This window comes from Corynebacterium sp. NPDC104732 (genome assembly GCF_055583565.1).
The window spans coordinates 123,392-147,445 of the sequence record NZ_JBVJNS010000004.1; the positions used below are offsets into that span (position 1 = coordinate 123,392).

Genomic DNA, 24,054 nt, shown 5'->3' on the forward strand with positions numbered 1-24,054 from the left:
GAACTCTTCATTTTATTTCCTCTATAGGTAGCCACTACCCAACGGCGAGGGCAGATTAGAAGCATATGGAACTATATTAATACGCATACGAGAGTTTTCCTAAAATGTTCTCAGCTTCCACACACGCATACTCTAAATAGCATACATTTCGCATATTTTTACTTCTGTGAGCAAAACTTGTTTTGCCTCAGAACCACCGTTGCAGCACGGTGGCGATTCCGCCGTCGTTGTTGCTTTGGGTGACTTCATCTGCGATGGATCGTAGCTCTGGGACTGCGTTGGCCATGGCTACTCCGTGTCCTGCCCACTGCAGCATTTCGATGTCGTTGGGCATGTCGCCAAAAGCAATGACATCGGCTGGGCTCGCTCCAATTCGAGACGCTAGGTATTGCACTCCCCGCGCCTTCGTAATTCCTGGGGCGGCCACTTCCAGTAACCCGTCCGGGATGGAGAAGGTGACGTGGGCAAGGTGGGAGGGAATGCGTGGCGCCACCAGGTCATAGATGTCCGCTGAGCTGAGCTTTTCGTTTCGGATGAGAAGCTTGATCGCTGGCTGTGACAACAAGGTGTCTAGGTCCACCATGCCGTTGTCTTCGGAGAACCAGGCGGGCACGTAGGTTGGCGACACGAGAAATAGTTCGTTTTCTGGTGCCCAGGCGGAGGTTCCAGCTCGCTCGACAGCAAAACCTGCACCGCCGTGGGGTTCCAGAACCGTTGCTACTGTGGTGGCAATGGTTTGCAAGGCGTCGGGGGCGAGGTTGCACACGTCGAGCATGGTGTCGGTGGCAGCGTCGTAGACGATGGCGCCGTTCGCACACACGCACACGGGCGTGAGCCCTAGTTGCTCCAAGATAGGGTGAATCCACCGTGGTGGTCGGCCGGTGGCGAGAGCGAACACCGTTCCCATTGATACTGCGCGTCGGATTGCGCTGCGCACGGTGGCGGGGATGCGCTCATGGTCGTCGATAAGCGTGCCATCAACGTCGCTGGCGATGAGCAACGGCGGCTCAGTGACCACGTCGCTCCTCAATCGCGGCGGCGATGCGGGCCTTCATCCGGCCGAACCAGCCGCGCGAGCGCAACACGTCCATTGCCTTGCGGTCGGCCCGCAGGTCCAGGCGGCGCAGCTTTTTCTCCCGCTTACGCTCTCGCGCAACTTGACGACGCTCCTGTTCCTCCAACGCTAGAAGCGCAGCGCGTTTCGGGGAGGGTGCATTCCCGCCCATCGATTCCGGCATCCACGGCTGCCCTGGCGAAATAGGACCAAACTTTGCTGAATAGTCTTTCCGAAGCTGGGCCAGCAGCTCAGTCAGCTGTGTTTTCAACGCAGCGGTGTCTACATCCGCATCGCCAGTGAGTTGCAGGGGTTCACCCACCCGGATCCACACCGGCACCTTCGGACGCACGAGGTTCTTCGGCAGATCCTTCGTCCAAATCCGCTGAGAGCCCCAGATCACCACCGGGATCAGTGGCACGTCGGCGTTATGCGCGATTCGGGCGGCGCCGCTTTTCAATTCCTTGATCTCAAAGCTGCGAGAAATGGTGGCTTCCGGGAAAATGCCAACGAGGTTGCCTGCTGTGAGGGAGGCTACGGCGTCGTCAAGCGACTGCGCGCCTGCCGCACGGTCCACACTGATGTGGTGCATCTTCCGCATCGCACTACCGACCAGCGGAATATCAAAAATCTCGCGCTTGGCCATGAAGCGAACGAGACGCTTCGCGTTCGCCCATGCAGGGACACCTCCAAGAATGAAGTCGAAGTAGCCCGTGTGATTGAAGGCAAGCAGCGCGCCACCCGAAGCAGGAACACGTTCAGCGCCTTCGACATACACCTTGATGCCCTGGGCACGCAGCATGAGCCGCACCACGCGGACAATACTGCCGTAAAACGGCTCCTTTTTCTCCGGGTGCGCAGTAGCTGGCTTGAACCCCTTCGGCAGGAAGGCCACACCGCAACGACGAAACTCGAAGGTGGACATGCTACCCCTACTTAATCGGCTCAAGAACTTCCTTACCAACGTATGGACGCAGCGCCTCCGGCACGACCACAGAGCCATCCGCCTGCTGGTTATTTTCCAGAATCGCTACCAGCCAACGCGTAGTGGCCAGCGTACCGTTCAGCGTAGCGGCAATCTGTGCTTTACCCTGCTCATCGCGATAACGGACCTGCAGGCGACGTGCCTGGAACGTGGTGCAGTTAGAAGTTGAAGTGAGCTCTCGGTACGTGTTTTGGGTTGGAATCCACGCCTCGGTATCAAACTTGCGTGCTGCGGAAGAACCAAGGTCGCCGCCAGCAACATCGATGATGCGGTACGGAACCTCCACCGCTGCGAGCATCTCGCGCTCCATGCTTAGCAGTCGCTGGTGCTCAGCCTCAGCTTCCTCAGGCTTGCAGTAGGAGAACATCTCCAGCTTGTCGAACTGGTGGACACGCAAAATACCGCGCGTGTCCTTGCCGTGCGAACCAGCTTCACGGCGGAAGCAGCTCGACCAGCCCGCATACCGCTTCGGGCCCTGCGACAAATCAATGATCTCGCCCTGGTGGTAGCCAGCCAGCGCAACCTCAGAGGTGCCGACGAGGAACATATCGTCCTTCTCCAGGTAGTACACCTCATCCGCATGCTGGCCCAAGAAACCAGTGCCCTGCATAACCTCAGGACGAACCAACACCGGTGGGATCATCAACTGGAAACCGTTAGCAATCGCCTTCTGCGCAGCCAAATTCAACATGCCCAACTGCAGCATCGCACCATAACCAGTGAGGAAGTAGAAACGGGCGCCCGAAATCTTCGCGCCGCGTTCCATATCAATAAGCCCCAAAGACTCACCCAGCTCCAAGTGATCCTTCGGCTCAAAGTCAAACTTCGTAGGCTCGCCAATATGCTCCAGGACAACAAAGTCATCCTCGCCACCAGCGGGAGCGCCAACCACAATGTTGTCGATCCGCATCTGCAGATCAAAGACCTTTTGCTCAGCCTCAGCCTGCGCCTTCTCCGCGTCCTTGACCTTTTCCTTCAGCTCATTGGAACCCTCCAACAAAGCAGGGCGATCTTCCGGAGAGGCCTGGCCAATCTTCTTACCAAAAGCCTTCTGCTCGCCACGCAAAGTATCCGCGGCAAGGATCGCTTCACGGCGTGCTTCATCAGCAGCAAGCAGCTCATCTACCAGCGCTGGATCCTCCCCACGAGTGACCTGGGACGCACGCACAACATCAGGGTTTTCACGGAGAAATTTGAGATCAATCACGTAGTCAACCCTAGCGCATTTCAGCATCCCTCGGCAGCCTCGCCAGGCCATTATCAGATTGGGCTACGGGGGCTTGTTGGCTGGCTAGATTGCTGCGGGTTTCCCACGCCCCCGACATTACGGCCCCGAGATTGGGTGGCCGAAGCTAAGGCCCCGACATTACGGCCCCGAGATTGGGTGGCCGAAGCTAAGGCCCCGACATTACGGCCCCGAGATTGGGTCGCCGAAGCTAAGGCCCCGACATTACGGCCCCGAGATTGGGTCGCCGAAGCTAAGGCCCCGACATTACGGCCCCGAGAATGCCCCAAAAATGGGTCCGCCACCCCGAACTTCGGGAGGGTAATGTCGGGGAGAAGAGCAACGAGCCTCATTCATAGGCACGTTGCGGGATTGTTGGGGCCAGTGGGATAACTGGGGTGTTACGACTTGACTGGTGGCGCTACTAGAACCAAGGCCCCGACATTACGACCCCGAGAATGCCCCCAAAGACCCCGAACTTCGGGAGGGTAATGTCGGGGCCGTGATGTCGGGGAGAACCAAGAACCCCACCACCAAAAGTGACCAGTAACTCACCAGTCAACCCGGTGGTCATAACCAGTAGGGCGTATTGTTAATAGTATGACTGCTCTGAATAGTGCAGCGGATTTACCTGCCACCGCCCTGGATGACCCTTCGAAGCCTAAGCATGCCCAGCTGCGTGAAATATTGGAGCAGCTGTGCACCACGCAGCTCGCGCCTGGCGACATGTTGCCTGGCGAGCGGGTATTGGAGGAGACGTATGGGGTGTCTCGCATTACAGTGCGGCGGGCGATTGGTGATTTGGTGGCATCAGGGGTGTTAAAGCGGGCTCGTGGCAAAGGTACGTTTGTGGCTCCGAGCCCGTTGGTGTCGCGATTGCATTTGGCATCGTTTTCGCAGGAGATGGCAGCGCAGCAGCTGCAGTCCTCGAGCAAGATTTTACTTTCCGCTCGGGCCGCGGCCCCTGCTGAGGTGGCAGAGTTTTTCGGCTCGACTGCGACGCATACTCATTTGCGCCGTCTGCGGTTAGGCAACGGCATCCCCTACGCGATTGACGATGCGTGGTATAACTCAAAGCACGTCCCTGACCTGTTGGAAAACGATGTTTACAATTCGGTGTACGCGATTTTGGCCAGTGAGTATAACGTGCCCGTCACTGATGCTATTCAGACGGCGACAGCGGTCAATGCCACCGAGGAGGTTGCTGAGCTTCTCGACGTCGATCCCGGCACCGCACTGTTGAAAATTGTGCGCCAGTCGCAGTCGAACGGCCTGGCAGTGGAGTGGTGCAGTTCGCTTTATCGGACTGATCGCTACACTTTGAAGACTCATGTCACTCGCGCCCAGATGTGATTTTGGGCTATCGGTTAGGCACAATTGGATCTGATGACTACTCAGAATTCTTGGCGTAGCTCCGTGGCAGTGCGTGCTGCGTTGATTATGGCGCTGGCCACGGCATGCGGCATAGGTGGCTACTCTGCGCAATCTGCAGGCTTACCGACGTCAAAACCTGGCTCCAATTCCAGTGGTGGCGTCGTTAAGCCTGCGCGCGAGGCGGCACCTTTCACCACCGCAGATACCGGCAGCTGCCTGACGTGGGATGTCAATCCGGACGGTAGTTTTGCGAACTTTGGCCAGACAGATTGCTCGTCGGAACATCGCTACGAAGTGGCATCGCGCGAGAACCTGGCTGCGTACCCGTCGTCGGAGTTCGGCCCGAAGGCCCCCGCCCCGGACGTTACTCGACAGGCGCAACTGCGCGAAGAGCTATGCAAGGGCCCCACTATCGAATACCTCAAAGGCCAGTTCGATCCGCTGGGTCGCTACTCTATCGCCCCGATTCTCCCGCCTCCCGAAGCGTGGGCAGCTGGTGACCGCACCATGCTGTGCGGCCTCCAAGTTGCTGGCGAGAACGGAATCCCGATGCTCACCGCCGGCAGTGCGACAGAGCAAGACCAGTCACGCACCCACCCGGAAGGCACCTGCGTCCTGGTAGACCCGGCTCGCTCCACCCAAACCGTCGACTGCGGGCAGGACCACTCCTTCGAGGTAACCAAGGAAATCAACCTCAAGGAGCACTTCCCCGACACCGTGCCAACAGTGGAAGAGCAAGACGAGTTCCTCCACGAACAATGCCTGACCGCAGCGCACGAATACCTCGGTGGCGACGACGCCCTCTACAACTCCACGCTGCAACTGTTCTGGACCTCGATCAACACCAACTCCTGGATCGGAGGCTCCCACACAGTCAACTGCGCACTGTTCAAGCCCAACGACGCCGGCAACTTCTCGGTCCTCCAGGGCTCAGCCAAGGACGCCTTCACCATCGACGGCGCCCCACCTCCGCCACAGCCAACCCGGAACCCACTCCGCGAACCATGATCGAAGTCTCCGAGGAACGCTTCGAGGAGCTCGTGGACCAAGGACTAGACCGAGTCCCCCGCGAGCTCCTCAGCCGACTCGAAAACACCGTCATCCTCATCGAGGACTACCACCCCGACGGCCCCCACATCCTCGGACTCTACGAAGGTGTCGCACTCCCCGAACGCACCAGCGACTACTCCGCGCACCTCCCCGACGCCATCTGGATCTACCGCGGCGCCCTCCAGGACTACTGCACCACCGAAGACGAACTCATCGAACAAGTCACCATCACAGTCGTCCACGAAATCGGCCACTACTTCGGCCTCGATGACGACGAACTCCACGCCCTCGGTTGGGGATAGCACGGCTGAATTTCAGATTTTAGCATTAGAAAGTTATTGCCAATAAGAATTTTTCAAGTTACCATCAAAGCGATGCCCGTTAATAGAAAGGAATTCCAATGAGCATCGCCAAAAAAACTTTAGCGCTAGTAACCGTAGTCAGCGCTCTTCAAGGCCCACTCGCCCACAGCACAGAACTTGATGCAGACCATCGCTTAAATGCAGGAGAGACAGTCCTCGGAGGAACGGTTCAGTCCACAGACCCTTCTCGCTACGACTATGTTTCCCCAAACAGCGAGGCGGACCAGCAACTTCGGAGCGCTGCGGGATACGCATTTGTTCCGGGCTTTATGGCAGATGTTTTCGGCGCACAGGTTAACATTCCTAGCGGACAAATCTTCCATCGAATCAATGGATCCGGAACTCATATTGATTTCGAAACAGCCACCTACACGACTGCTGCCAACATTTGCAATTACCGGATCGACTATCAAAACCGTGACATCAACGGCCATATCGTAGCTACTCATTCCAACGGTAATCACTTGGGATGCGCATGGGGTATGGTCGGCGACCAAGGAATTCACAATCTGAACGTACAACCAGGAATGATGTGTGCTCGCTTGTTTGTTAGTGGCGCATTTCGTGGAGAGCAATGCCATCACATAACACCCTAAGAACGATTGGATACCTTGCCCTTTGTGGGAGCTTTGCATCCATGCTGGGAGTGCTTAACGGCAGCTACAACCTCTATCGCAAAACTCATTTGGGTAGCCCTCTTGCAGCAACTGCTGTCGCAAGCTTCGCAGATAGACTCTTGCTGTACGGAGCACTCGCCACTGTGTGCCTCGTTCTCGCCGCAGTAGCCTTTTGGCTCACTCAGTATGCCCGTGAACGTTAGGTCTAGGCGAAGATGACAAAATAAAAGGCATTCCCCAGATAGCATAGCTCTTCCCGGCATAAGACCGAGAGGAGCTATTTGCTGTTTCACTGACTGCCTGAGGGTACCTCGGCGACGGTCAAACAGAACCACAAATTCGCCCACCCTAAAGCTGCACCGCTGTGTCCGCCCAGCGCTCGACTTTCCATTGGCCGAATTCCTTGCCGTCCGGGTTGAGTATGACGAATCGGCAGTTGGGCAGGTAGGCACCGAAGGCGAAGTCGGGGTCGACGCCGCAGGCGTGGGTGGAGACGACGCGGATGGCGGCGCCGTGGGAGACGATGATGGCGTCGTCATCTTCGCCGAGAGAATTGGCGATGTCTTCGATTACTGGCTGGTAACGTTCCAGCACGTTGCGGTAGTTTTCACCTTCGGGCAAGCGTGCGTCGGCGTCGCCGCCGAGCCATCCTCGGAAGGCGTCGGTGTAGAGGGCGGCGGCTTCTTCGCCTTGGGCGCCTTGGAGGTTACCGGCGGAGATTTCGTGGATGCCCATGCGGACGTCGATGGGTAGCGAATCGGCTGGTAGGCCGGCAGTTGCTTCGATGGAGGCTGCGACGCGGACTGCGGTTTGTTGGGCACGGATCGCGATGGAGGAGGCTAGGAGCCGAAGGCGACCGAAGTTTCCGTGGCCGACGCCGCAAAGTTCAGCGAGTTCAAGGCCAACGGTGGTTGCTTGTTCCCGGCCGAGGTCGGTCAGCTCGGCTCCAGGTGGGCGGGTGTCGAGGACACGGTTGAGATTGGAGTGGGTTTGGCCGTGGCGCAGCAGGATGATGCGTCCCATTAGTAGTCTCCTGTTTTTAGTCGGGTGACGTAGGCGTCGGCGTCAGCGATGCGCTGGAGCATGTCAGTGCCAGTATCCCCTGTGTTGTCGGTGGCTGCAGGCCAGGAGCCGAGATAGTGCATGTGCTCGGCGTGGAGGTAGAGGGCGCGGAGGGCTTCGGCTACGGGAATGTCGTCGATATGCCCGGCGATGTCTGCGTAGAAGCGGTAGGTGCCAAGTCCTTCTCGGGTGGGGCGGGATTCGATGCGGGTGAGATCGACGCCGCGCACGGCGAATTCGTTGAGCGCGCGCACCAGCGAGCCGGGCACATTGGGGAGGGTGAAGGCGACTGAGGTGCGGTCGTTGCCGGTTCGGGTGGTAGGGCGCCCCCGCTTACCGACGAGCACAAACCTGGTTCGCGCCCCCTTCACATCAGCCACATTCTCCGCGACCGTGTCCAGCCCATAAATTTCCGCGGCTCGGGCTGGTGCTGCGGCATAGTCGGCTTCGCCGTCGGCTACCATCCGGGCAGCGTCGGCGTTGGAGCTGGCGGGGACGAATTTCACCCCAGGAAGATTCTGCGCCACCCAACCCTTGACTTGCTGCCAGGCGACGGGGTGCGTAGCCAAGGTACTCGTGCCGGAGGTGGCTGAGCGCATAATGGCGAAGGCGACCTCGATGTCGGTTTCTGCGTAGATTTGGGTGGTATCAATGCTGGCCAGGGCATCGAAGGTGGGGGTGACGGGGCCGTCCACCGAGTTTTCGATCGCCACCACAGCAAAGTCTGTGGGGGCCGCGATCGCTTCCGCGGGGCTGTCTACGGGCACCAGTTCCGCGTCTGGCATGAGGCGCAGCGCAGCCATTTCAGTGAACGTGCCCTGCGGGCCGAGGTAGGCAACGGAAGTAGTCATGTCTTTCTACCCTAGTCTGGATATATGTTTGAGGAGTTCCTTTCCCGTGTTGCAGGGCTCACCCCGGCGCAGTCGGGTTTTGTCCACGTGGCTACCACGCCACCGCCGCTTACCGACGGCCCCCTCTCCGGAATCCTCCTCCCCATCAAAGATCTCATGCCGGTGTCCGGCATGCCCACCACCTACGGATCCGTGACGCGGCGCGTGCTCGAGCCTTCAGATCCGTTTGTGGTGGCGCTGCAGCGACGGGGCGCACGGATCGTAGGGAAAACCGCCACCAGTGAACTAGGCATGACGGCGTACACCGAGCCAGTGGGCATGCCTGCGGTGGACAACCCGTTGTTTCCTGGGTGCACTCCTGGTGGTTCCTCCGGTGGTGCTGCTGTGGCGGTGGCGCGTGGCCTGGTGCGAGTGGCCCACGCATCCGATGGTGGCGGTTCCATCCGTGTCCCGGCAGCAGCTTGTGGTGTGGTCGGATACAAACCGCCCCACAACAATGCTGGTGGCAAGCTCACGGCACAAGGATTCATCACTGGTTCAGTGCAGGATCAGGCCATGATGCACGGTGCGCCGTTGGCCGCGCGACGGCTGCGGGTCGGAGTGCTTGTGGAGCCCCTGCACGGAGATGGATCCGTAGCCCCTGAATGGCGCACCGCCTGCGAAAAAGCAGCAGACGCACTCTCTGACCTAGGACACGACGTTGTCCCACTCGACCCCGCCTACGACGCTTCTTACTTTGAAGCGTTCGGCATAATGCTTTCTGGAATGTGCCGGAAGATCGACGGAGAAGCGAGCCCCATCGTGGAGTTTCTGCGGGACCGGGGCCGACGGTTGACGGATGGTGAGCGGGCAATGGCCGTCGATAAGTGCTCGGCGTTGGGGGCGGTGGTGCGCGCTGCCTGGGACGTTGACGTGCTACTCACCCCGACGCTGGCGTTTGACCCGCCACCGATCGGGCACTTCTCCGCGCTGGCGCCCGCCGAGGATTTCGCCGAGCAAACCCGGTGGACACCATGGTGCACCCTGTTTAACATCACCGGGTGGGCAGGCATCTCGATCCCGTTCGCTGATCGCTCCATTCATCTGGGAGCCATTCGGGCCGAAGTTCCTGCATTGCTCGCGCTCGCGGAGGAGTTGCATGGTTCATAAGCGGATTCAGTGGGAAATCTTCCTGCTGCTCAGCATCACGTTCGGCATGAGCGGGGTGCGATCCCTGCTACGACTCGTCGATTCCCTCCTCGAAGGGCCACTCGACCAGCAGTCGGTGACCTTGAATAAACCCATGGCCACCTCGTTGTGGCTGGACTACTCACTGCAGTTATGCTCCGCTTTTGTGCTGGTGGCGTGGGGTTTGCTAGCCATGTTCTTCCTCGCTGGCGATGGGATCCGGCTGCCTTCCTTCCAGCGCCGGGACTTACTTTCCGGCGCCGGGCTCGCGGCCCTCATTGGGCTGCCCGGCCTAGCGTTTTACTTCGGGGCGCTGCACTTCGGGCTGACCAAAGAAGTGATCCCCTCCGGGTTCGAGTCCTGGTGGGCGATACCGGTACTGCTGTTGTGGTCCTTCGCCAATGCCTTTGGGGAAGAAGTGGTGGTGGTCGGCTGGCTGGTCACCCGACTACGAGGGCTGGGCCTTTCGACGTGGCTGATCCTCGGATGCACTGCTGTGTTGCGTGGCAGCTACCACCTGTACCAAGGGGTCTCCGCGGGTTTCGGCAACATCGTCATGGGCCTTGTCTATGGGTGGTTCTTCCTCAAGTTCGGTCGGGTGTGGCCGCTTATCATTGGGCATTTTCTTATCGACGCCGTTGCATTCGTCGGTTACCAGGCCTTTTTCTAGTTATTTTTCACCCAAACATTTTTCAAATGTGATCATTCGGGATACTCTCAAATTATGGAGATGGAACACAAGCATGCGCTTTCACAGCTCCGTCAGCAATTAATCACTGAGGGAATCCGAAGGGCATCAGGACTAGACGGCACATCTGTAAACTTAAAGCAGGTAGCTGCTGCGGTGGGCATACCACTAAACGACGCCCAGGACGTGTTCCCTACTGAAGAGCATTTCCGAGAAGAGCTGTTGGCTCAATGTACACAGCGCTTGAACTCCCATCTCCCGTCGTCGATCGATACAGCCGACTTCGAGCAAGCAGCGACCCAGTTTGCGGACGGCTACCTTTCGTTCGCATCGACGTCCCCACTGCACTTCACTGCATACAACTCCTTGGCCCGCACTCGCACTTTCCCAACAGATTTCGAGGCTAACCTGGACGTGCTCCCGATAGATCCAGTGTTTGCTCGACTGCTAGAGGTCACCCGCAAATACATGCGCGAGCTAGGGTCTCCCCAATCCCCTTGGCTCTGGTCAATAGTCACCGTTGTCCTGTATTCCGGGATTCACGGGATTACGCATTTGCATTGCCAGGGGGCAACTAGACGACTAAGTAAAAGCGGGCGAAAGATACTGTTCAACGCCGTAATCAACCATGTCATTCACGCCTGTCGGATCGTGCTGCCAGAGGGGAATGTCTTTAAGCTCGCTCCTCACACATATCGATGTGATCTGCTGCCTCCCACTGAGTTTGACGTCGATAAGGCCAGTGCATTGCGAGAGCAGCTTTTCGAAGGCGCCATTAGAGTCGTCCACCAAGAGGGCATCAACCTACTAACCGTGGAACGCGCCGCAGCCTCGGCCAACATTCCCCTGCACACTGCCCGCCAGCTACTCACACCCGACCAATCCTTCCAACATCAGCTCTGCGACCACCTGGGTGCCACCATGAAAATGCACCTCATGGCGCAATTTGGTCAGCTGCCCAACACGCCACACCCCTTCGAACTCAGCAAAGCTATCGGCGCAGCATATATCGGGTTAGCGGTGTCTTTCCCAAAGCATTTTGATGTCTACACCCTCATCTACGAACAGTCCATCATGCCCGACAGCAGCCCCGACGTACCAATGGGCGAAGCCATGCAATTTCTGTTTGACACCACCCGACAAGTGCTGGAAGTAGCTGGCACTCCCCCATCAACAATTCAGATTTTCGAAGCATCTTTAAACCTATGGGCCACCGCCCACGGCCTAGCAACACTCCAATCCAGTGGCCCTTTTTCACATCTGTCGGCGGAACTGCGAACGACACTAATCAGCGCGCTATTGGACATTTCGGGCACATCACTCATTACCCGGCTCCGTTTAGTCTCACCAGAAGAGGCCAAGAGCCAGATGGTTCGCATCGAGCAGCACTAGCTAGTTGTTTTGTGGCTCCCTGTAGCTTCCTTGCGGCTCCGTTGGGGCTAATTCCCGGGAAGCATAACCCGGGTCTCGGAGCCGTTTCGGGCTTCAGTTGTGCTATTTTGCTCTTTTTTCTCCGAAACCCGGGTTATGCTTCCCGAGTTTTCGACAATCTTTAGCCCAACCCCCCTTGACTCCATATCGTTTATCGATACAATGAAAGTCAATACATCGAAAAGCGATACAAGATGGGATAAGAACCATGGACAAGAAAGCCCTCCGCGGCATCAGCTCCGCCAACTTTGGCTACGTTCTCATCCTGTTCCTCATCAGCTTGAGCATTGCCCGTCTCGCCCTGTTACACGAGATTTCCAGCCCAGTGGGACTACTGATATCCGACGTCAAAAGCATTCATGTCCCACTGGAAGCGCTACAGGAAGGACAGCCAGCGATTTTCCTTGGAGCATTCGTCATCAAGACGATTGCCAGCATCGCACTGTGCGTGACTTTGCTTCTCGCGGGCCGCAACTTCCTCAAGGGCGATTTCTTCAATCGCACCAACGTAAAGATGTTCAAAATTGCCAGCTGGGCCGCGCTGGCTTATATCGTGGGGCAGTTCTTCGAAGGGATCGGCAATAATTGGGTATCAGCCACCGAAGATGTCCGGCATAACGCGCTCCCCAACGGCATCGACGATCCGGTGTTCATCCCGATGTACATCCTGATGATGGTTCTGACAGTTACAGCCATCGCTCTTGACCGCGCCGTGAAAATGCAGGAAGACCAGGAGGGCCTGATCTAAATGGGGGTCATCTGCCACCTCGATCGAATATTGGAGGAAAAAGGCATGACTCTGGCGGAGCTGTCGAAACTAGTCGATATCACCGCGGTCAACCTCTCCGTCCTGAAAAACAACCGGGCAAAAGCTGTCCGCTTCACCACTCTTACCGCGCTCTGCGAAGCACTCGATTGCCAACCAGGAGATTTGTTCAGCGTTACGTAAAATTTTGCTTTCAGTCGTCGCGTTGTTCACCATTGCCGCAGCCATCGGTGGCTACCTTTATGGCCCCATGCTCACAGGGATCACCACTGGAAAAATTCGTTACCTGGTGAAACCTTCCCCTGAGCGCTATGCCAAAGATGCGTTAGCCATCGTGGAAACCTTGGCCATCAATGCCGATTCCCCAGAGTTCACGCAGGCCAAAGACGCTGCCCTGGAGGCTGCGACAACTACCAAGAGCTTTGAGGACACATACGAGCCGCTACGCGCAGCACTCAAAGCTGGCGGCGGTAAGCATTTGAACTTCCTCGCCCCAGGTGACAACGAACCAAGCACTGTGGATTCTGCGGAGATGCCGGCCGTCGAAAAGCGTGGCGAGCTCGCCTACCTCAAACTCCCCGCGCTCAGCCGCGGCGAGGCAGGTCAAACCTACGCCACCATCCTCACCGACGGCATTCACGAGCACGCCCGCTGCGGAGCCATCATCGACCTGCGCGGCAACGGGGGCGGCGACATGGGCCCTATGCTCGGCGGCCTCAGCCCGCTCCTGCCTAACGGCACCGCCTTGGAATTCGTCTCACGGACGGCCACTACCCAGGTCACCGTAGAAGGCAACGGCGTCAAGGGCGGTGGAACCCCGACCACCACTCACGGCGGCAAGCAGGATGTCCCTACCGCCGTGCTTACCGACGCCGATACCGCCTCCTCTGGTGAAGCAACCATGCTCGCGTTCCGCGGACTGTCAAACTCCCGCAGCTTCGGCGCCCCCACCGCAGGGTATGCGTCCGCCAACGTCGTAATCGACCTCTACGACGGCGCCGGCCTTATGATCACCACCGCAAAAGACCGTGCCCGCACCGGAGAAGAGTTCTCCGATGACCCCATCCAACCCGACGTCACAACCGAAGATCCAGAAGCCGACGCCGCCGCCTGGCTCAGGCAACAGTGCACTACCTCGAGATAAAGCGTTACCCTTAGTAACCATGACCGAAGGTGGCAAGCATTCCGACAACTATGGTGACGACGTAGCACGCGACCGCTACGGGCGTCCCATTCTTGACCGCTACGGGCGGCCAGTGCGCAAGCGACCGAACACGCGGATGACGCAGCCACCTCAGCGTCGTCCCCGGCGCGAGGAACAACCGCGCCCTACTCAGCAATATCCCGCTGCGAGGCAGCGGCCTGCCCAGCAGTACCCAACCCCGGAGCAGCGGCCTGCTTCCCAACCCCGACAGTATTTTCCCCCACCGCAGCAGCAGCAATCCCGCCCACAGCACTATCAGCCACAGCCGTACAATCCGCCGGTAAAGAAGCGGCGGAAGACCCCACGTACTGTCGGCTGTCTCCGTGGTGTCATGACACTTGCTGTGCTCCTGGCGGTTGCACTGGTCGGAGCCTTCGTGTGGGCGGATACAAAGCTCACTCGAGTGGAGGCGCTGCCTGCTCAGAGAATCAGCAATACTGCCGGGGTGAACTGGCTGCTTGTGGGTTCTGATTCGCGCCAAGGCTTGAGCGAGGACGAGATAGCGAAGCTGAACACAGGTGGCGATATTGGTGTGGGCCGTACGGACACGATTATGTTGCTGCACATTCCGACTTCGGGCCAGCCGACACTCATTTCGATTCCGCGCGATTCCTATGTGAACATTCCGGGCTACGGCCAGAACAAGATCAACTCTGCCTTCACTACCGGTGGTCCGCAGCTGCTGACCCAGACCGTCGAGCAGGCCACAGGACTGCGGATTGACCACTATGCCGAGATTGGTTTTGGTGGTTTTTCGGGCATGGTTGATGCAGTCGGTGGCGTGGAGATTTGCGTCGATGAGCCTATTGCGGACGATGTGATTAGCTTGTACCTCGATGCGGGATGCCAGGAGATGGACGGCCCAACGGCGCTCAGCTATGTCCGCACCCGCGCCACCCCGATGGGAGATTTGGATCGTGTCGCGCGCCAACGGAAATTCTTTGCTGCGCTAATGGACAAGGCGACCTCCCCCGCCACAATCGCGAATCCGCTGCGCACTATTCCTCTGATTTCCCATACAGGTTCGGCATTCATTGTGGACGAGGACGATCACGCATGGCATCTAGCGCGGGTCGCGCTGGCTCTGAAGGGTGGCACCCGGACGGAAACTATTCCACTGGACGGTTTCGCCGACACCGAGGTCGGATCAGTGGTGTTGTGGGATGAGGCTGCCACCGAGGAGCTACTGGGGCCACTGCGTTAAATGCGCGCAGTTACGGCCGGCTATCCTGGGAATTCGCGTCCACCCAGCACTGCCGACCATGCAGGAAGAAAGTGATGGCTAATGCGATGTACAAGGCGCCGCCGACGAGATCCCGAATGAGCATGACCGTGATATATGTCCCGAGGTCGGCGTGAACGGCAGCGATAGTTCGCACAATAACTAGGGCAACAAAGACCACTATGTGCAGGTAGAGGAACCGGTGGCCGATCTGCTCCTTCCACACAATATAGGCAAGCAAGCAGTATGCCAGGGCCGTTAAGAACTGTGCTACGAGCCAAGAAGTCGAGTCATCCCGATACCCCATGGGATGAACCCACAATTGTGTTTCCTGAATAGCCCGGATAAGCATGGCACATATGTAGCTCGATGCTGAAAGCGACATCATTAGTGGGGCGAGGGACCGTAGCAGCCACCACATGCCAACCCAAGCCGCTGCGCTGCCCCCAACCATCAGCCACAGCATCGCGATAGTTCCTTCAGGAACCGCAAACAAAAGGGCCCGCGATACCAAGTAAATTCCGATTAATCCCGCCGCAACAAAGGAACGAATCGCCTCCCTGCGTTGCAGGCTCATGAGGGACCTTCTCTCCCACTGCGGTCATCCTCCCCCGCCACTCGGCCAGGGAGAGCGCAACAAAGTAATCGCAAACTCTTCGGACGCCTAGCAGCGTACTAAACGCCGTAACCAAATTGAAAATCACCGTACAACTGCAGCACTGCTTAAGCTGCGCGGATAGCGATTATGTTCGCGCCTCTAAAACCTACGCCTACCCCTAGAGCTAACCAGGGACTTTAGCTCTGAAAGGCGTAGTTATTTCCCGACCAGACAAATCGCTATCAGCAAGACCTTGCCTGCAGGCTGACACGCGCGCCTACCAGCACTCAGGACTCGACCATTGGAGTTCTGCTTCCTCGAATCCCCGGGAAGTGAAACCCGGGTTTCGGCTCCATTTTGAGCTGCACATCTGCTAAACAGTGATTTTCGCCCCGAGACCCGAGTTTCACTTCCCGGGTTTCAGGGCTTAAGTATCAACAAAACCCCCGCTCAACACTGAACAGGGGTTTTGCATTTGGCGGAAGTAGAGGGATTTGAACCCCCGGATGGTTTCCCATCGCTGGTTTTCAAGACCAGTGCATTCGGCCGCTCTGCCATACTTCCATCTGCCCCAAAAAAAGGGACTCGATCTTCCCCAAAAGGGGCAGTGCAGAAAATAATAACGTATGGGCGTGCGCAATTGCTATTTTGACTACCCTTGAGGGCATGCGTGCTATTGAAATCCAGGAAAAACTTACTCTCACGGAAGTCCCTACGCCCGAGTTGAAGGATGGGGAGGTGCTGGTGAAGGTTCATGCCGCGGGTGTGAATCGCGGTGATGTGTTGCAGGCTGCGGGCCACTACCCGCCGCCTCCAGGTGCGAGCGAGATTATGGGGTTGGAGTGCGCGGGGGAGATTGCTGACCCTGGCACAACGTCCCGTGAGAAGGGCGAAAAGGTTGCTTGTCTGCTGGCTGGTGGTGGTTATGCGGAGTTCGTGGCTGTCCCTGAGGGCCAGTTGCTGAGCATTCCGGAAGGTTGGACCACCACTGAGGCTGCGGCGATCGTGGAGGTGGCCTGCACGGTGCATTCAAATATGCAGCTGGCGGGCCTCAAGCAGAGCAACACGTTGCTGATCCACGGTGGTGCGGGTGGCATTGGCACCTTTGCGATTCAGTATGCGAAGGCCCTTGGCTGCACTGTCGCGGTGACGGCAGGCAGCGCCGAAAAGCTTGCTACCTGTCAGGAACTTGGTGCGGACATCCTCATTAACTACAAGGAGGAGGATTTCGCTGAGGTGATGAAGAATAAGTGCGACGTGATCCTGGACATTATGGGCGCGAAGTACTTGGATCAGAATGTCAAAGCCTTGGCGATGGACGGCCACCTCGTCATCATCGGCATGCAGGGCGGCGTGAAGGGCGAGCTGAACATCGGTCGGCTGCTCACCAAACGCGGTAGCATCTCCGCAACCGCCCTGCGCGCCCGCGACCTCGCCGACAAGGCCCGCATCGTGCGCGATACCGAAGCGACCGTATGGCCGCTGCTTAACGACGGCCAGATCAAGCATCACTTAAGCACCACCCTCCCGTTGGCTGAGGCCGAAAAGGCACACCAGCTGCTCAAGGAAGGCGCTGTCACTGGGAAGATTGTTCTCACTGTCGCCTAGTATCGGTAAATGTGCCTTTTCTGATTCTGCTTTCGGGTTGGGCGCTGAGCCGTTGGTTGATGGTCAAGCAGACCTTCGGGCGTCAGCGCTGGATTTTCGGCGATGTCCACTATTACTTTTCGGAGATCGCCAAGGAGCGCACCGGCCAGGTGGCTTTGAAGGAATACCCGGAGGCAAATCTGTGGCTCATCCGGCTGATTGATCGCTTCGCCCCGGACACCCAGTCCGGGGTCGAATACTGGTACGTCGGCTTCATCTTGGTGCTTGACCTGCTCTTTTTGGCTGTCCTCATTCACAGAAAGCACTACTTAGCGGGCGCATTTTGGGTGGCTTTCGGTTTTGTGGTTGGCCCGATCTACCTCACCCGCCTCGACCTCATCCCTGGCCTGCTGGTGGGCGTGTTTGCGTACTTGCTGGCGCGGCACCCGAAAGTCTCAGCTGCGTTTCTCGGCGCCGCCACGATGATGAAGTTGTGGCCAGGTGTCCTGGCAACGGTGCTGGTGGGGAGCATAAAGAGCAAGCAATCGTGGCTGCGTATCAGTGTTTTTGGTGGCACGCTCGTCGCCATGGCGCTGGTGACCATCCTCACCCAGGGGGTTGATCGACTGCTGTCACCGTTGCAATACCAGTCTGATCGGGGGCTGCAGATCGAATCGATAGCTGCCACACCTTTCATGGTGCTGGCGTCCACGGGCGGCGGCGAATACACGGTTCGCTATGCGGAATCGAAAAGCTTCGAGATCACGGGCCCAGGGGTGGACGTCGCTACGCAATTGGCTAGCATCGCCCTTTACTTGACCGTGTTGGCCGCTGCGCTCATCGTGCTGCGTCGCCTAAGCAAACACACCTGGCGCTCCTGGGAATCCATCGCGCTGTCCATGGTGCTGATCGTTGCGGTGCTGGTGACAAACAAGGTTTTCTCCCCGCAGTACATGGTGTGGCTCGCCCCGATCACAGCCGTGAGTCTCTGCTTCACTCACGCGAAGCACGCGCGGATCAATGCAGTGCTGGTGCTCCTCATCACCTGGCTAACGCAGTACGTCTATCCAGGTCACTACGACAGCTTAATGACGAACGACCCGGACTTCCTGCCCACCCTCGCCCTCATCACCCGCAACGTGTTGATGGTGGTTCTCCTCGGGGTGACGATCAGCTGGTGGCGCCACGAAGCACGCCAGCCTATGCGAGCGACGCCAACACCCGAGTGAGCTGGTCAATGTCATTCATGGTGTTGTACGGCGCCAAGCCGACCGTGATGGCACCGCCTTCCTCGAAAGCACCCATCGCCTCAAGCAGCGGGTCACGCGGGCTCAGTTCCGTCACCAAACCATTAGTGAGCAGTCGCTTCTGTACCGTCGCTGCCGGAACTCCATTCACCATGAAAGATATCCGTGGCACGCGATCCAAATAGAGCGCGTCCTTACCAGCAGCTTCGCCGGTAATGCCCAGCACGTGCACCTTCGGCAGCCCAAGCAAGGAATTGAGCAAATGGCGAGTGAGCTGACGCGAATAACGATCAACTTCCACCATGGATCGCTGTAGCCGGGTGCTCCTCGTGCCACCACTTTCCACCAATCCCGCGAAGTGATCGACGATCGCGCTGACGCCTCCTGCCAGGCCAGGGGACAACTCACCGATTTCTAGCTTCGCAGCGGAATCCGCCGGAGCAGCACTATTGAGGGACTTGAGCAGCGGGAACATGGAGGTGTCACGAAATACCAGAGCGGCAAACTGTGGCCCGCCCATCTTGGCGAAGTCAACCACCACGACATCCGCACCCCAGTCATCAATGGAGATCGGCCGGTAGGCAGCCACAGCGGAGGCATCAACCACCAGCCAAGCCCGGGATTTTGCCCGCACAATATCTGAAATTTCTGAGATTTTCGTCACTGTTCCGGTGAGGGCATGGGCCGCAGGGACCATTACCAGCCGTGTGGAACCGTTGACCACCTCTTCGTATTGCCAGGCCGGCAACTCACCGGTCCCCAGATCAGGTTCCGCCCACACCACGGACGCATCACGACGAAGAAACGGCTCATTGGTCGACTCTGGGTCAACTCGGTTCAGCACCATCTGGGTAGTACGCCGCAAACGTGGCTGCAGCGCCTCCGCCAAACAGTTCAGCAAAATCTGCTTGTTAGCCCCCAAAACCACGCGTTCTGGAACAGAGCCCACCAGATCAGCAACCGCCACGCGGGCAGCCGCAACATGGCTCACCCCCAGACTGGAGCGGTTTTCCTGAGAGCGCGAATGGCTACCAGAGGTGGGGATGCGGGCGTCGAGAAGCGCAGAGGTGCGAAACGCCGTCGACACAGCAGAAGATACTCGCTCGGGAATTTGCGCATGCACGTGGGCATTCAGATACGTCCAACCATCGCTCAGCGAGGTGTAGTGACCTCTCGCGTACGCGACGTCAAACATAAAAACTCCTCAGGATAGGCACCCACTTACCTCGTAAAGCATACAGCTACAGCTAGGCTCATAGGAGTGTCAGACAAAGCAGCAGTTCTCGAGCGGATGACCCGCGTCGATGCCACCGACGCGCCAGCATCCCGATCCATGACCTTCACCGCAGCGTGGAACGACCTCGTGCGCGGTTTCAACCAGCACGAACTGTGGTTGCAGCTCGGCTGGCAGGACATCAAGCAGCGTTACCGACGCTCCGTGCTGGGCCCCCTTTGGATCACCATTGCTACGGGTGTCATGGCACTCGCCCTCGGCCTGCTGTACTCGCTGCTGTTTAGGATCCCGCTCGCGGAATTCTTGCCTCACGTCACTGTCGGCCTGATCATGTGGGGATTTATTTCCGGTGCCATTAAAGAAGGCGCCGACATCTTCATCGACAACGAAGGCCTCATTAAGCAGCTCCCCTCCGCTCTCTCAGTCCACGTGTACCGCCTGGTGTGGCGCCAAACGCTTTTCCTGCTGCACAACATGGTGATCTGGGTGCTGCTGATGCTGATCTTCCCCCGCCCCCTCGGTTGGGACCTGCTACTCGCAATCCCCGCGCTCATCCTGCTGATCGTCAACGGCGTGTGGGTGTCGATGTTCTTCGGCATCATCGCTACCCGCTACCGCGATGTGGCACCGCTGCTGGAAGCGCTGGTGCAGCTGCTGTTCTACGTCACGCCTATCGTCTGGACCACTACCACCCTCAAAACCGCCGGACCGGAGATGGCAACCCGGGCCCGCATCGTCGAGCTCAATCCGCTGTACCACTACATGGAAGTGGTCCGCGCGCCACTGATCGGTGCACCGCTTCCCGCCTACCACTGGTATGTCGTCCTCGGCTGCACCGCAGGTGGCCTCATCCTGGCGATGCTGGCGATGAAACAATGGCGCTACCGCGTGAGCTACTGGGTGTAAGGAGAACTCGATGGTTTCAATTGATACACACAACGCCTGCGTCGACTTCCCCATCTTCGATGCCAAATCCCGCTCCATGAAGAAGGCGTTCCTCGGCGCCGCCGGCGGGGCGATAGGACGAAACTCCAACAACACCGTGGTGGTCGAAGCACTCCGCGACGTCAACCTGCACCTACGGGAAGGCGACCGCGTGGGGCTCGTCGGACATAACGGCGCCGGCAAATCCACCCTGCTTCGCCTGCTGTCCGGCATCTACGAACCCACTCGTGGCTCCGCGCACATCCGCGGCCGCGTCGCACCCGTCTTTGACCTGGGCGTGGGCATGGACCCGGAGATCTCCGGCTACGAAAACATCATCATCCGTGGTCTCTTCCTCGGCCAGACCCGCAAGCAGATGAAAGCGAAGATGGATGAGATCGCGGAGTTCTCCGAGCTCGGCGAATACCTGGCCATGCCACTGCGCACCTACTCCACCGGCATGCGCATCCGCCTAGCGCTCGGCGTGGTCACCTCCATCGAACCGGAAATCCTGCTCCTCGACGAAGGCATCGGCGCCGTCGACGCCGCCTTCATGGCCAAAGCCCGCTCCCGTCTGCAAGAGCTGGTGGAGCGCTCCGGCATCCTAGTGTTCGCCTCTCACTCCAACGACTTCCTCGCGCAGCTCTGTGACACCGCCCTCTGGGTCGACCACGGCACCATCCGCCAAGCTGGCACCGTCCCCGAGATCGTGGAAGCATACGAAGGTAAAGGCGCCGCCGACCATGTTCGTCGCCTGATCAAGCGAATGGAAGAGGAAGCCTAATGCTCTCCAAGACTGACCGCGTCGCCGCGGTGATTGTGACGCACCAGCGCGTCGATATGCTGCGCGAATCCCTCGAAGTGGTGGCTGCACAGACCCGCCCCGTCGAGTGGATCATCGTCGTGGACAACGGCTGCGAAGACGCCGTGGCGTCGCTGGTCACTCAGGTGTGCGGTTCCCGCGGAGTATACCTGCCGTCCCGCACCAACCTCGGTGGCGCGGGCGGCTTCGCCTACGGTTTCCTCACAGCGCTCGCGCTGGGGGCCGACGCCATCTGGTGCGCCGACGACGACGGCCGTCCCGAGGGGCCGGACGTTCTGGCTTCCTTGTACGAGTGCGCCCTTGAGCACGGCCTGGCGGAAGTATCCCCCGTCGTGGTGGACAAAGCAGCGCCTTCTGAACTGGCTTTCCCGCTCCGCCGTGGCCTCAGCTGGCGCCGGTCTCGTGCGGAACTCGGCAGCGGCTTCCTGCCCGGCATCGCGTCCCTGTTCAACGGTGCGCTGATCTCCGCCAAAGCCATGGAACAAATCGGTGTGCCGGACTACCGCCTCTTCATCCGTGGCGACGAAGTCGAATACCACCGCCGCCTCGTCCGCTCCGGGCTCCCCTTCGGCACCTGCCTGACCTGCGCATATCTCCACCCCAATGGCTCCGACGAATTCAAGCCAATTTTGGGTGGCAAAATGCACACCCAATACCCGTCCTCCGAAGCCAAGCGCTTCTTCACCTACCGCAACCGCGGCTACCTCATGAACCAGCCCGGCATGCGCAAACTCCTGCCCCAGGAATACGCCCGCTTTGCGTGGTTCTTCCTCGTGCAGGAGCGAGACTTTGCCGGTTTCCGCGAATGGCTAAGGCTGCACAAGATGGGGCGTGATGAGAGGTTTGAGCGACCTTAGGGTTCGCGTTCGCTCTCTTGGAGCGTCATTTCCGGGCGTGTGAAGCTGTTTGTATGTTCGCCCCGACATTACCCTCCCGAAGTTCGGGATGGTGAGGACATTTTTGGGGCGATCTCGGGACCGTAATCTCGGGGCCGTGCGCCTGGCCCTCCAATCTCGGGGCCGGAAGAGCACCCTGTTTCCCGGGCCAACTAATCTTCGCGTTCGCTCTCTTGAATCGCCGAGATGCCACAAAAACCGAGCACAACTAATGCGACCACGGTACTGGGGGCGGCGAACGCTACCGACGGATCCACAGCGTAGATCGTGAACCTGCCCCAGGCAAAGGCCACGCATCCGCTGACAAATAACGAATGCCACAGCCGTGCCTTACGAGCCACGTATCCCACAACCACGGCGCCGATGACAGCAAGCAACCAAGCAATATAGCTTTCCACAAGAACCAGAGGCGGAATCACCCAATAGGCATACAACACTCCGACCAAAACGTAGCGAACAATGAGGCTCTCTCGGTTCACTAGCAATGTTGCCCTTCCTATGGGGTTTGCTCCACCACGATGACGCTCTTGGGCTGCTTAAAAATAAACATCCGCTGCGCGAAGAAGTTGATCACTGTGGCGATGCCCTGCGCGAAAACAAATGCGCCGATGGAGGCAACAAGTCGCGGCGTGTGAGGCTCGAGCAGGTGGAATCCCCAGGCGTACAGCGTCATGTTGAGCCAGCCGGTGACGGTGTAGAGGACCGCCACGTAGAACAGGCGCTTCCAGGAGTGGTCTGCTTGGAAGGTCCAGCGCCGGTTGATCATGTAGGCGGTGATCGTGCCGAAGATGAAGCCGACGAGGCGGGCACGGGATGCCGCGAATCCGAACAGGAACTGGGTGAGAGCGGTAACGCCCCAGTCAACAACGGCCGAGATGACGCCGGAAATGATGAAGCGGTAGCCCTGGGTTTTCATATCCACGAGCAGATAGCCTACCCCGCGAGCAGGTTCCGATAAATCTCTAGTCGGTCGACTGGGGATTTGGCGTGTCGCCCGTAGGCTCCCAGTTCGGCGAGCCGGGCAAGGGACGACGAGCACAGCGCGCGGATCGCGGCCGCTGTGAGGGGAGAACCATCGTCCTCAACCCAGCCGAGGGAAGCCATGGCGCCTTCCAGGAGCTGATCGGACATGTCTGGATCGCTAAAGCAGGACAGCACCAACACCATCGCCCAGTAGGCGTCCCGGGCAGCCGGATCAGACTCCAAAGGAAACTCCGAGGCTGGTTGCAAAGCTTGGCGCAGGTCAATGGCCTGCAGCAGCGGGACGAAGTCGTAGAGCGAACCACGCTCGATCAACTCCCGCAGTTCCGGGTGCGCGAGGGAAAGCACGGCTGAGACAGTCTCGCGACCCGTAAGTTCGGTGTTCACGGTTGCGAGGTTGAAGTCGTCGTCAAGCGAGCCTGCCCCACCAATGCACAGGGCGCGCGGGGTGCCCTCGTCGCGGGGGTAGGCATCAACAACCCGCACGTCGACGGTCCACAGCCCCCACTCGTACGTGAACTCGTCAGGGATGCGGTCAGCAGGATTGTGGCCAGGGAAGGTCGCAGGCTCAGCCGGGTCAAAGCCGAAGCTGATGTTCAGGACCCGAGACAACTCGCCGAGGCACATCGTGTCATTAACCCCAATGTGCCGGTACACGTCTGCGCCCCGGACCCCAGCCCACAAAATCAAGGAACGCATAGTGCCC

At 58.7% G+C, this 24,054-nt stretch carries 26 protein-coding genes and 1 tRNA gene; 16 read left to right on the forward strand and 11 right to left on the reverse strand.

From position 1 onward, the window contains the following. Positions 1 to 187: 187 nt before the first annotated feature. Genes ACZ6ZO_RS04525 through serS form a run of 3 tightly spaced genes read right to left on the reverse strand, consistent with a single transcriptional unit; the run spans position 188 to position 3,246 of the window. Complete coding sequence (locus tag ACZ6ZO_RS04525) at positions 188 to 1,018, reverse strand: HAD family hydrolase (RefSeq protein WP_465290901.1); 831 nt, start codon at positions 1,016 to 1,018, stop codon at positions 188 to 190. After that, complete coding sequence (locus ACZ6ZO_RS04530) at positions 1,008 to 1,979, reverse strand: lysophospholipid acyltransferase family protein (RefSeq protein ID WP_465290903.1); 972 nt, start codon at positions 1,977 to 1,979, stop codon at positions 1,008 to 1,010. Before ACZ6ZO_RS04530 ends, ACZ6ZO_RS04525 begins: the two co-directional genes overlap by 11 nt. A 7-nt stretch (positions 1,980 to 1,986) precedes the next feature. Next, complete coding sequence (serS, locus tag ACZ6ZO_RS04535) at positions 1,987 to 3,246, reverse strand: serine--tRNA ligase (protein WP_182385228.1); 1,260 nt, start codon at positions 3,244 to 3,246, stop codon at positions 1,987 to 1,989. Between the two features lie 618 nt (positions 3,247 to 3,864). Here serS and ACZ6ZO_RS04540 point away from each other — a divergent pair. The 4 genes from ACZ6ZO_RS04540 (at position 3,865) to ACZ6ZO_RS04555 (ending at position 6,646) form a co-directional block, all read left to right on the forward strand. Continuing rightward, on the forward strand, positions 3,865 to 4,617 hold the full coding sequence (locus ACZ6ZO_RS04540) for a GntR family transcriptional regulator (RefSeq protein WP_182385227.1): 753 nt from the start codon (positions 3,865 to 3,867) through the stop codon (positions 4,615 to 4,617). Between the two features lie 33 nt (positions 4,618 to 4,650). Continuing rightward, positions 4,651 to 5,646 carry a septum formation family protein gene (locus tag ACZ6ZO_RS04545; RefSeq protein ID WP_465290905.1) on the forward strand — a complete coding sequence of 332 codons (996 nt, stop codon included), beginning with the start codon at positions 4,651 to 4,653 and terminating at the stop codon, positions 5,644 to 5,646. After that, positions 5,643 to 5,990: a metallopeptidase family protein gene (locus tag ACZ6ZO_RS04550; RefSeq protein ID WP_182385225.1), complete on the forward strand. Its 348-nt coding sequence runs from the start codon at positions 5,643 to 5,645 to the stop codon at positions 5,988 to 5,990. Before ACZ6ZO_RS04545 ends, ACZ6ZO_RS04550 begins: the two co-directional genes overlap by 4 nt. Positions 5,991 to 6,088: 98 nt before the next feature. Then, positions 6,089 to 6,646, forward strand: coding sequence for a hypothetical protein (locus ACZ6ZO_RS04555; RefSeq protein WP_465290907.1), 558 nt, complete (start codon positions 6,089 to 6,091; stop codon positions 6,644 to 6,646). 369 nt (positions 6,647 to 7,015) lie between these two features. On the opposite strand, the gene ACZ6ZO_RS04560 is transcribed toward ACZ6ZO_RS04555, so the two are convergent. Continuing rightward, positions 7,016 to 7,690 (reverse strand): histidine phosphatase family protein, encoded by a 675-nt coding sequence (locus tag ACZ6ZO_RS04560; protein ID WP_182385224.1) that lies wholly within the window; start codon positions 7,688 to 7,690, stop codon positions 7,016 to 7,018. Continuing rightward, complete coding sequence (gene pheA / locus ACZ6ZO_RS04565) at positions 7,690 to 8,580, reverse strand: prephenate dehydratase (RefSeq protein WP_465290909.1); 891 nt, start codon at positions 8,578 to 8,580, stop codon at positions 7,690 to 7,692. The genes ACZ6ZO_RS04560 and pheA overlap by 1 nt, the downstream gene beginning before the upstream one ends. 24 nt (positions 8,581 to 8,604) lie before the next feature. Between pheA and ACZ6ZO_RS04570 the strand changes: the two genes are divergently transcribed. The 7 genes from ACZ6ZO_RS04570 to ACZ6ZO_RS04600 all read left to right on the forward strand — a co-directional run bounded on the left by ACZ6ZO_RS04570 (position 8,605) and on the right by ACZ6ZO_RS04600 (position 15,040). Then, positions 8,605 to 9,729: an amidase gene (locus ACZ6ZO_RS04570; protein WP_465290911.1), complete on the forward strand. Its 1,125-nt coding sequence runs from the start codon at positions 8,605 to 8,607 to the stop codon at positions 9,727 to 9,729. Beyond that, a complete protein-coding gene (locus ACZ6ZO_RS04575) occupies positions 9,719 to 10,417 on the forward strand; it encodes a CPBP family intramembrane glutamic endopeptidase (protein ID WP_417925794.1) in 699 nt (232 codons plus the stop codon). Before ACZ6ZO_RS04570 ends, ACZ6ZO_RS04575 begins: the two co-directional genes overlap by 11 nt. 174 nt (positions 10,418 to 10,591) lie before the next feature. Further along, positions 10,592 to 11,827 carry a TetR-like C-terminal domain-containing protein gene (locus ACZ6ZO_RS04580; RefSeq protein ID WP_465290913.1) on the forward strand — a complete coding sequence of 412 codons (1,236 nt, stop codon included), beginning with the start codon at positions 10,592 to 10,594 and terminating at the stop codon, positions 11,825 to 11,827. A 247-nt stretch (positions 11,828 to 12,074) separates the two neighbouring features. Further along, positions 12,075 to 12,614 carry a hypothetical protein gene (locus ACZ6ZO_RS04585; protein ID WP_465290915.1) on the forward strand — a complete coding sequence of 180 codons (540 nt, stop codon included), beginning with the start codon at positions 12,075 to 12,077 and terminating at the stop codon, positions 12,612 to 12,614. Then, a complete protein-coding gene (locus ACZ6ZO_RS04590) occupies positions 12,615 to 12,815 on the forward strand; it encodes a helix-turn-helix domain-containing protein (protein WP_343158683.1) in 201 nt (66 codons plus the stop codon). It begins immediately after the preceding gene. A 4-nt stretch (positions 12,816 to 12,819) separates the two neighbouring features. Next, positions 12,820 to 13,776, forward strand: a complete 957-nt coding sequence (locus ACZ6ZO_RS04595; RefSeq protein ID WP_465290917.1) for a S41 family peptidase — start codon at positions 12,820 to 12,822, stop codon at positions 13,774 to 13,776. A gap of 19 nt (positions 13,777 to 13,795) precedes the next feature. Further along, complete coding sequence (locus ACZ6ZO_RS04600) at positions 13,796 to 15,040, forward strand: LCP family protein (protein ID WP_465290919.1); 1,245 nt, start codon at positions 13,796 to 13,798, stop codon at positions 15,038 to 15,040. 10 nt (positions 15,041 to 15,050) lie between these two features. Here the strand turns inward: ACZ6ZO_RS04600 and ACZ6ZO_RS04605 are convergent, their stop codons facing one another. Next, on the reverse strand, positions 15,051 to 15,635 hold the full coding sequence (locus tag ACZ6ZO_RS04605) for a hypothetical protein (RefSeq protein WP_465290921.1): 585 nt from the start codon (positions 15,633 to 15,635) through the stop codon (positions 15,051 to 15,053). Between the two features lie 497 nt (positions 15,636 to 16,132). After that, positions 16,133 to 16,220, reverse strand: a tRNA-Ser gene (locus ACZ6ZO_RS04610). Positions 16,221 to 16,322: 102 nt separating this feature from the next. Between ACZ6ZO_RS04610 and ACZ6ZO_RS04615 the strand changes: the two genes are divergently transcribed. Further along, on the forward strand, positions 16,323 to 17,264 hold the full coding sequence (locus ACZ6ZO_RS04615) for an NAD(P)H-quinone oxidoreductase (protein WP_465290923.1): 942 nt from the start codon (positions 16,323 to 16,325) through the stop codon (positions 17,262 to 17,264). Positions 17,265 to 17,275: 11 nt separating this feature from the next. After that, the gene (locus ACZ6ZO_RS04620; RefSeq protein ID WP_465290925.1) at positions 17,276 to 18,472 is read left to right on the forward strand and encodes a hypothetical protein; all 1,197 of its coding nucleotides are present in this window, start codon (positions 17,276 to 17,278) and stop codon (positions 18,470 to 18,472) included. On the opposite strand, the gene ACZ6ZO_RS04625 is transcribed toward ACZ6ZO_RS04620, so the two are convergent. After that, positions 18,444 to 19,685: an aminotransferase class V-fold PLP-dependent enzyme gene (locus ACZ6ZO_RS04625; protein WP_182385212.1), complete on the reverse strand. Its 1,242-nt coding sequence runs from the start codon at positions 19,683 to 19,685 to the stop codon at positions 18,444 to 18,446. The two genes, ACZ6ZO_RS04620 and ACZ6ZO_RS04625, sit on opposite strands and share 29 nt — an antisense overlap. A 96-nt stretch (positions 19,686 to 19,781) precedes the next feature. Here ACZ6ZO_RS04625 and wzm point away from each other — a divergent pair, with 96 nt between their 5' ends. From wzm to glfT1, 3 genes are read left to right on the forward strand one after another with little or no spacing between them, the layout of a single operon-like run. Further along, positions 19,782 to 20,630, forward strand: a complete 849-nt coding sequence (wzm, locus tag ACZ6ZO_RS04630) for a galactan export ABC transporter permease subunit Wzm/RfbD (RefSeq protein WP_465290998.1) — start codon at positions 19,782 to 19,784, stop codon at positions 20,628 to 20,630. Between the two features lie 10 nt (positions 20,631 to 20,640). Further along, positions 20,641 to 21,432 carry a galactan export ABC transporter ATP-binding subunit Wzt/RfbE gene (gene wzt, locus ACZ6ZO_RS04635; protein ID WP_182385211.1) on the forward strand — a complete coding sequence of 264 codons (792 nt, stop codon included), beginning with the start codon at positions 20,641 to 20,643 and terminating at the stop codon, positions 21,430 to 21,432. Beyond that, complete coding sequence (gene glfT1 / locus ACZ6ZO_RS04640; protein ID WP_465290928.1) at positions 21,432 to 22,328, forward strand: galactofuranosyltransferase GlfT1; 897 nt, start codon at positions 21,432 to 21,434, stop codon at positions 22,326 to 22,328. The genes wzt and glfT1 overlap by 1 nt, the downstream gene beginning before the upstream one ends. A gap of 191 nt (positions 22,329 to 22,519) precedes the next feature. Here glfT1 and ACZ6ZO_RS04645 read toward each other — a convergent pair whose 3' ends face one another. Genes ACZ6ZO_RS04645 through ACZ6ZO_RS04655 form a run of 3 tightly spaced genes read right to left on the reverse strand, consistent with a single transcriptional unit; the run spans position 22,520 to position 24,047 of the window. Next, positions 22,520 to 22,846 (reverse strand): hypothetical protein, encoded by a 327-nt coding sequence (locus ACZ6ZO_RS04645; protein ID WP_465290930.1) that lies wholly within the window; start codon positions 22,844 to 22,846, stop codon positions 22,520 to 22,522. Between the two features lie 17 nt (positions 22,847 to 22,863). Next, on the reverse strand, positions 22,864 to 23,283 hold the full coding sequence (locus ACZ6ZO_RS04650; protein ID WP_182387454.1) for a GtrA family protein: 420 nt from the start codon (positions 23,281 to 23,283) through the stop codon (positions 22,864 to 22,866). Positions 23,284 to 23,300: 17 nt separating this feature from the next. Continuing rightward, positions 23,301 to 24,047 (reverse strand): plasmid pRiA4b ORF-3 family protein, encoded by a 747-nt coding sequence (locus tag ACZ6ZO_RS04655; protein ID WP_465290932.1) that lies wholly within the window; start codon positions 24,045 to 24,047, stop codon positions 23,301 to 23,303. Positions 24,048 to 24,054: the final 7 nt, after the last annotated feature.

Coding starts and splice junctions, on each gene's coding strand:
- ACZ6ZO_RS04530 (WP_465290903.1), bottom strand. CDS start 1,979: ATGTCCACCTTCGAGTTTCGTCGTTGCGGTGTGGCCTTCCTGCCGAAG.
- ACZ6ZO_RS04540 (WP_182385227.1), top strand. CDS start 3,865: ATGACTGCTCTGAATAGTGCAGCGGATTTACCTGCCACCGCCCTGGAT.
- ACZ6ZO_RS04545 (WP_465290905.1), top strand. CDS start 4,651: ATGACTACTCAGAATTCTTGGCGTAGCTCCGTGGCAGTGCGTGCTGCG.
- ACZ6ZO_RS04550 (WP_182385225.1), top strand. CDS start 5,643: ATGATCGAAGTCTCCGAGGAACGCTTCGAGGAGCTCGTGGACCAAGGA.
- ACZ6ZO_RS04555 (WP_465290907.1), top strand. CDS start 6,089: ATGAGCATCGCCAAAAAAACTTTAGCGCTAGTAACCGTAGTCAGCGCT.
- ACZ6ZO_RS04560 (WP_182385224.1), bottom strand. CDS start 7,690: ATGGGACGCATCATCCTGCTGCGCCACGGCCAAACCCACTCCAATCTC.
- pheA (WP_465290909.1), bottom strand. CDS start 8,580: ATGACTACTTCCGTTGCCTACCTCGGCCCGCAGGGCACGTTCACTGAA.
- ACZ6ZO_RS04570 (WP_465290911.1), top strand. CDS start 8,605: ATGTTTGAGGAGTTCCTTTCCCGTGTTGCAGGGCTCACCCCGGCGCAG.
- ACZ6ZO_RS04575 (WP_417925794.1), top strand. CDS start 9,719: ATGGTTCATAAGCGGATTCAGTGGGAAATCTTCCTGCTGCTCAGCATC.
- ACZ6ZO_RS04585 (WP_465290915.1), top strand. CDS start 12,075: ATGGACAAGAAAGCCCTCCGCGGCATCAGCTCCGCCAACTTTGGCTAC.
- ACZ6ZO_RS04590 (WP_343158683.1), top strand. CDS start 12,615: ATGGGGGTCATCTGCCACCTCGATCGAATATTGGAGGAAAAAGGCATG.
- ACZ6ZO_RS04600 (WP_465290919.1), top strand. CDS start 13,796: ATGACCGAAGGTGGCAAGCATTCCGACAACTATGGTGACGACGTAGCA.
- ACZ6ZO_RS04605 (WP_465290921.1), bottom strand. CDS start 15,635: ATGAGCCTGCAACGCAGGGAGGCGATTCGTTCCTTTGTTGCGGCGGGA.
- ACZ6ZO_RS04615 (WP_465290923.1), top strand. CDS start 16,323: ATGCGTGCTATTGAAATCCAGGAAAAACTTACTCTCACGGAAGTCCCT.
- ACZ6ZO_RS04625 (WP_182385212.1), bottom strand. CDS start 19,685: ATGTTTGACGTCGCGTACGCGAGAGGTCACTACACCTCGCTGAGCGAT.
- wzm (WP_465290998.1), top strand. CDS start 19,782: ATGACCCGCGTCGATGCCACCGACGCGCCAGCATCCCGATCCATGACC.
- wzt (WP_182385211.1), top strand. CDS start 20,641: ATGGTTTCAATTGATACACACAACGCCTGCGTCGACTTCCCCATCTTC.
- glfT1 (WP_465290928.1), top strand. CDS start 21,432: ATGCTCTCCAAGACTGACCGCGTCGCCGCGGTGATTGTGACGCACCAG.
- ACZ6ZO_RS04650 (WP_182387454.1), bottom strand. CDS start 23,283: ATGAAAACCCAGGGCTACCGCTTCATCATTTCCGGCGTCATCTCGGCC.
- ACZ6ZO_RS04655 (WP_465290932.1), bottom strand. CDS start 24,047: ATGCGTTCCTTGATTTTGTGGGCTGGGGTCCGGGGCGCAGACGTGTAC.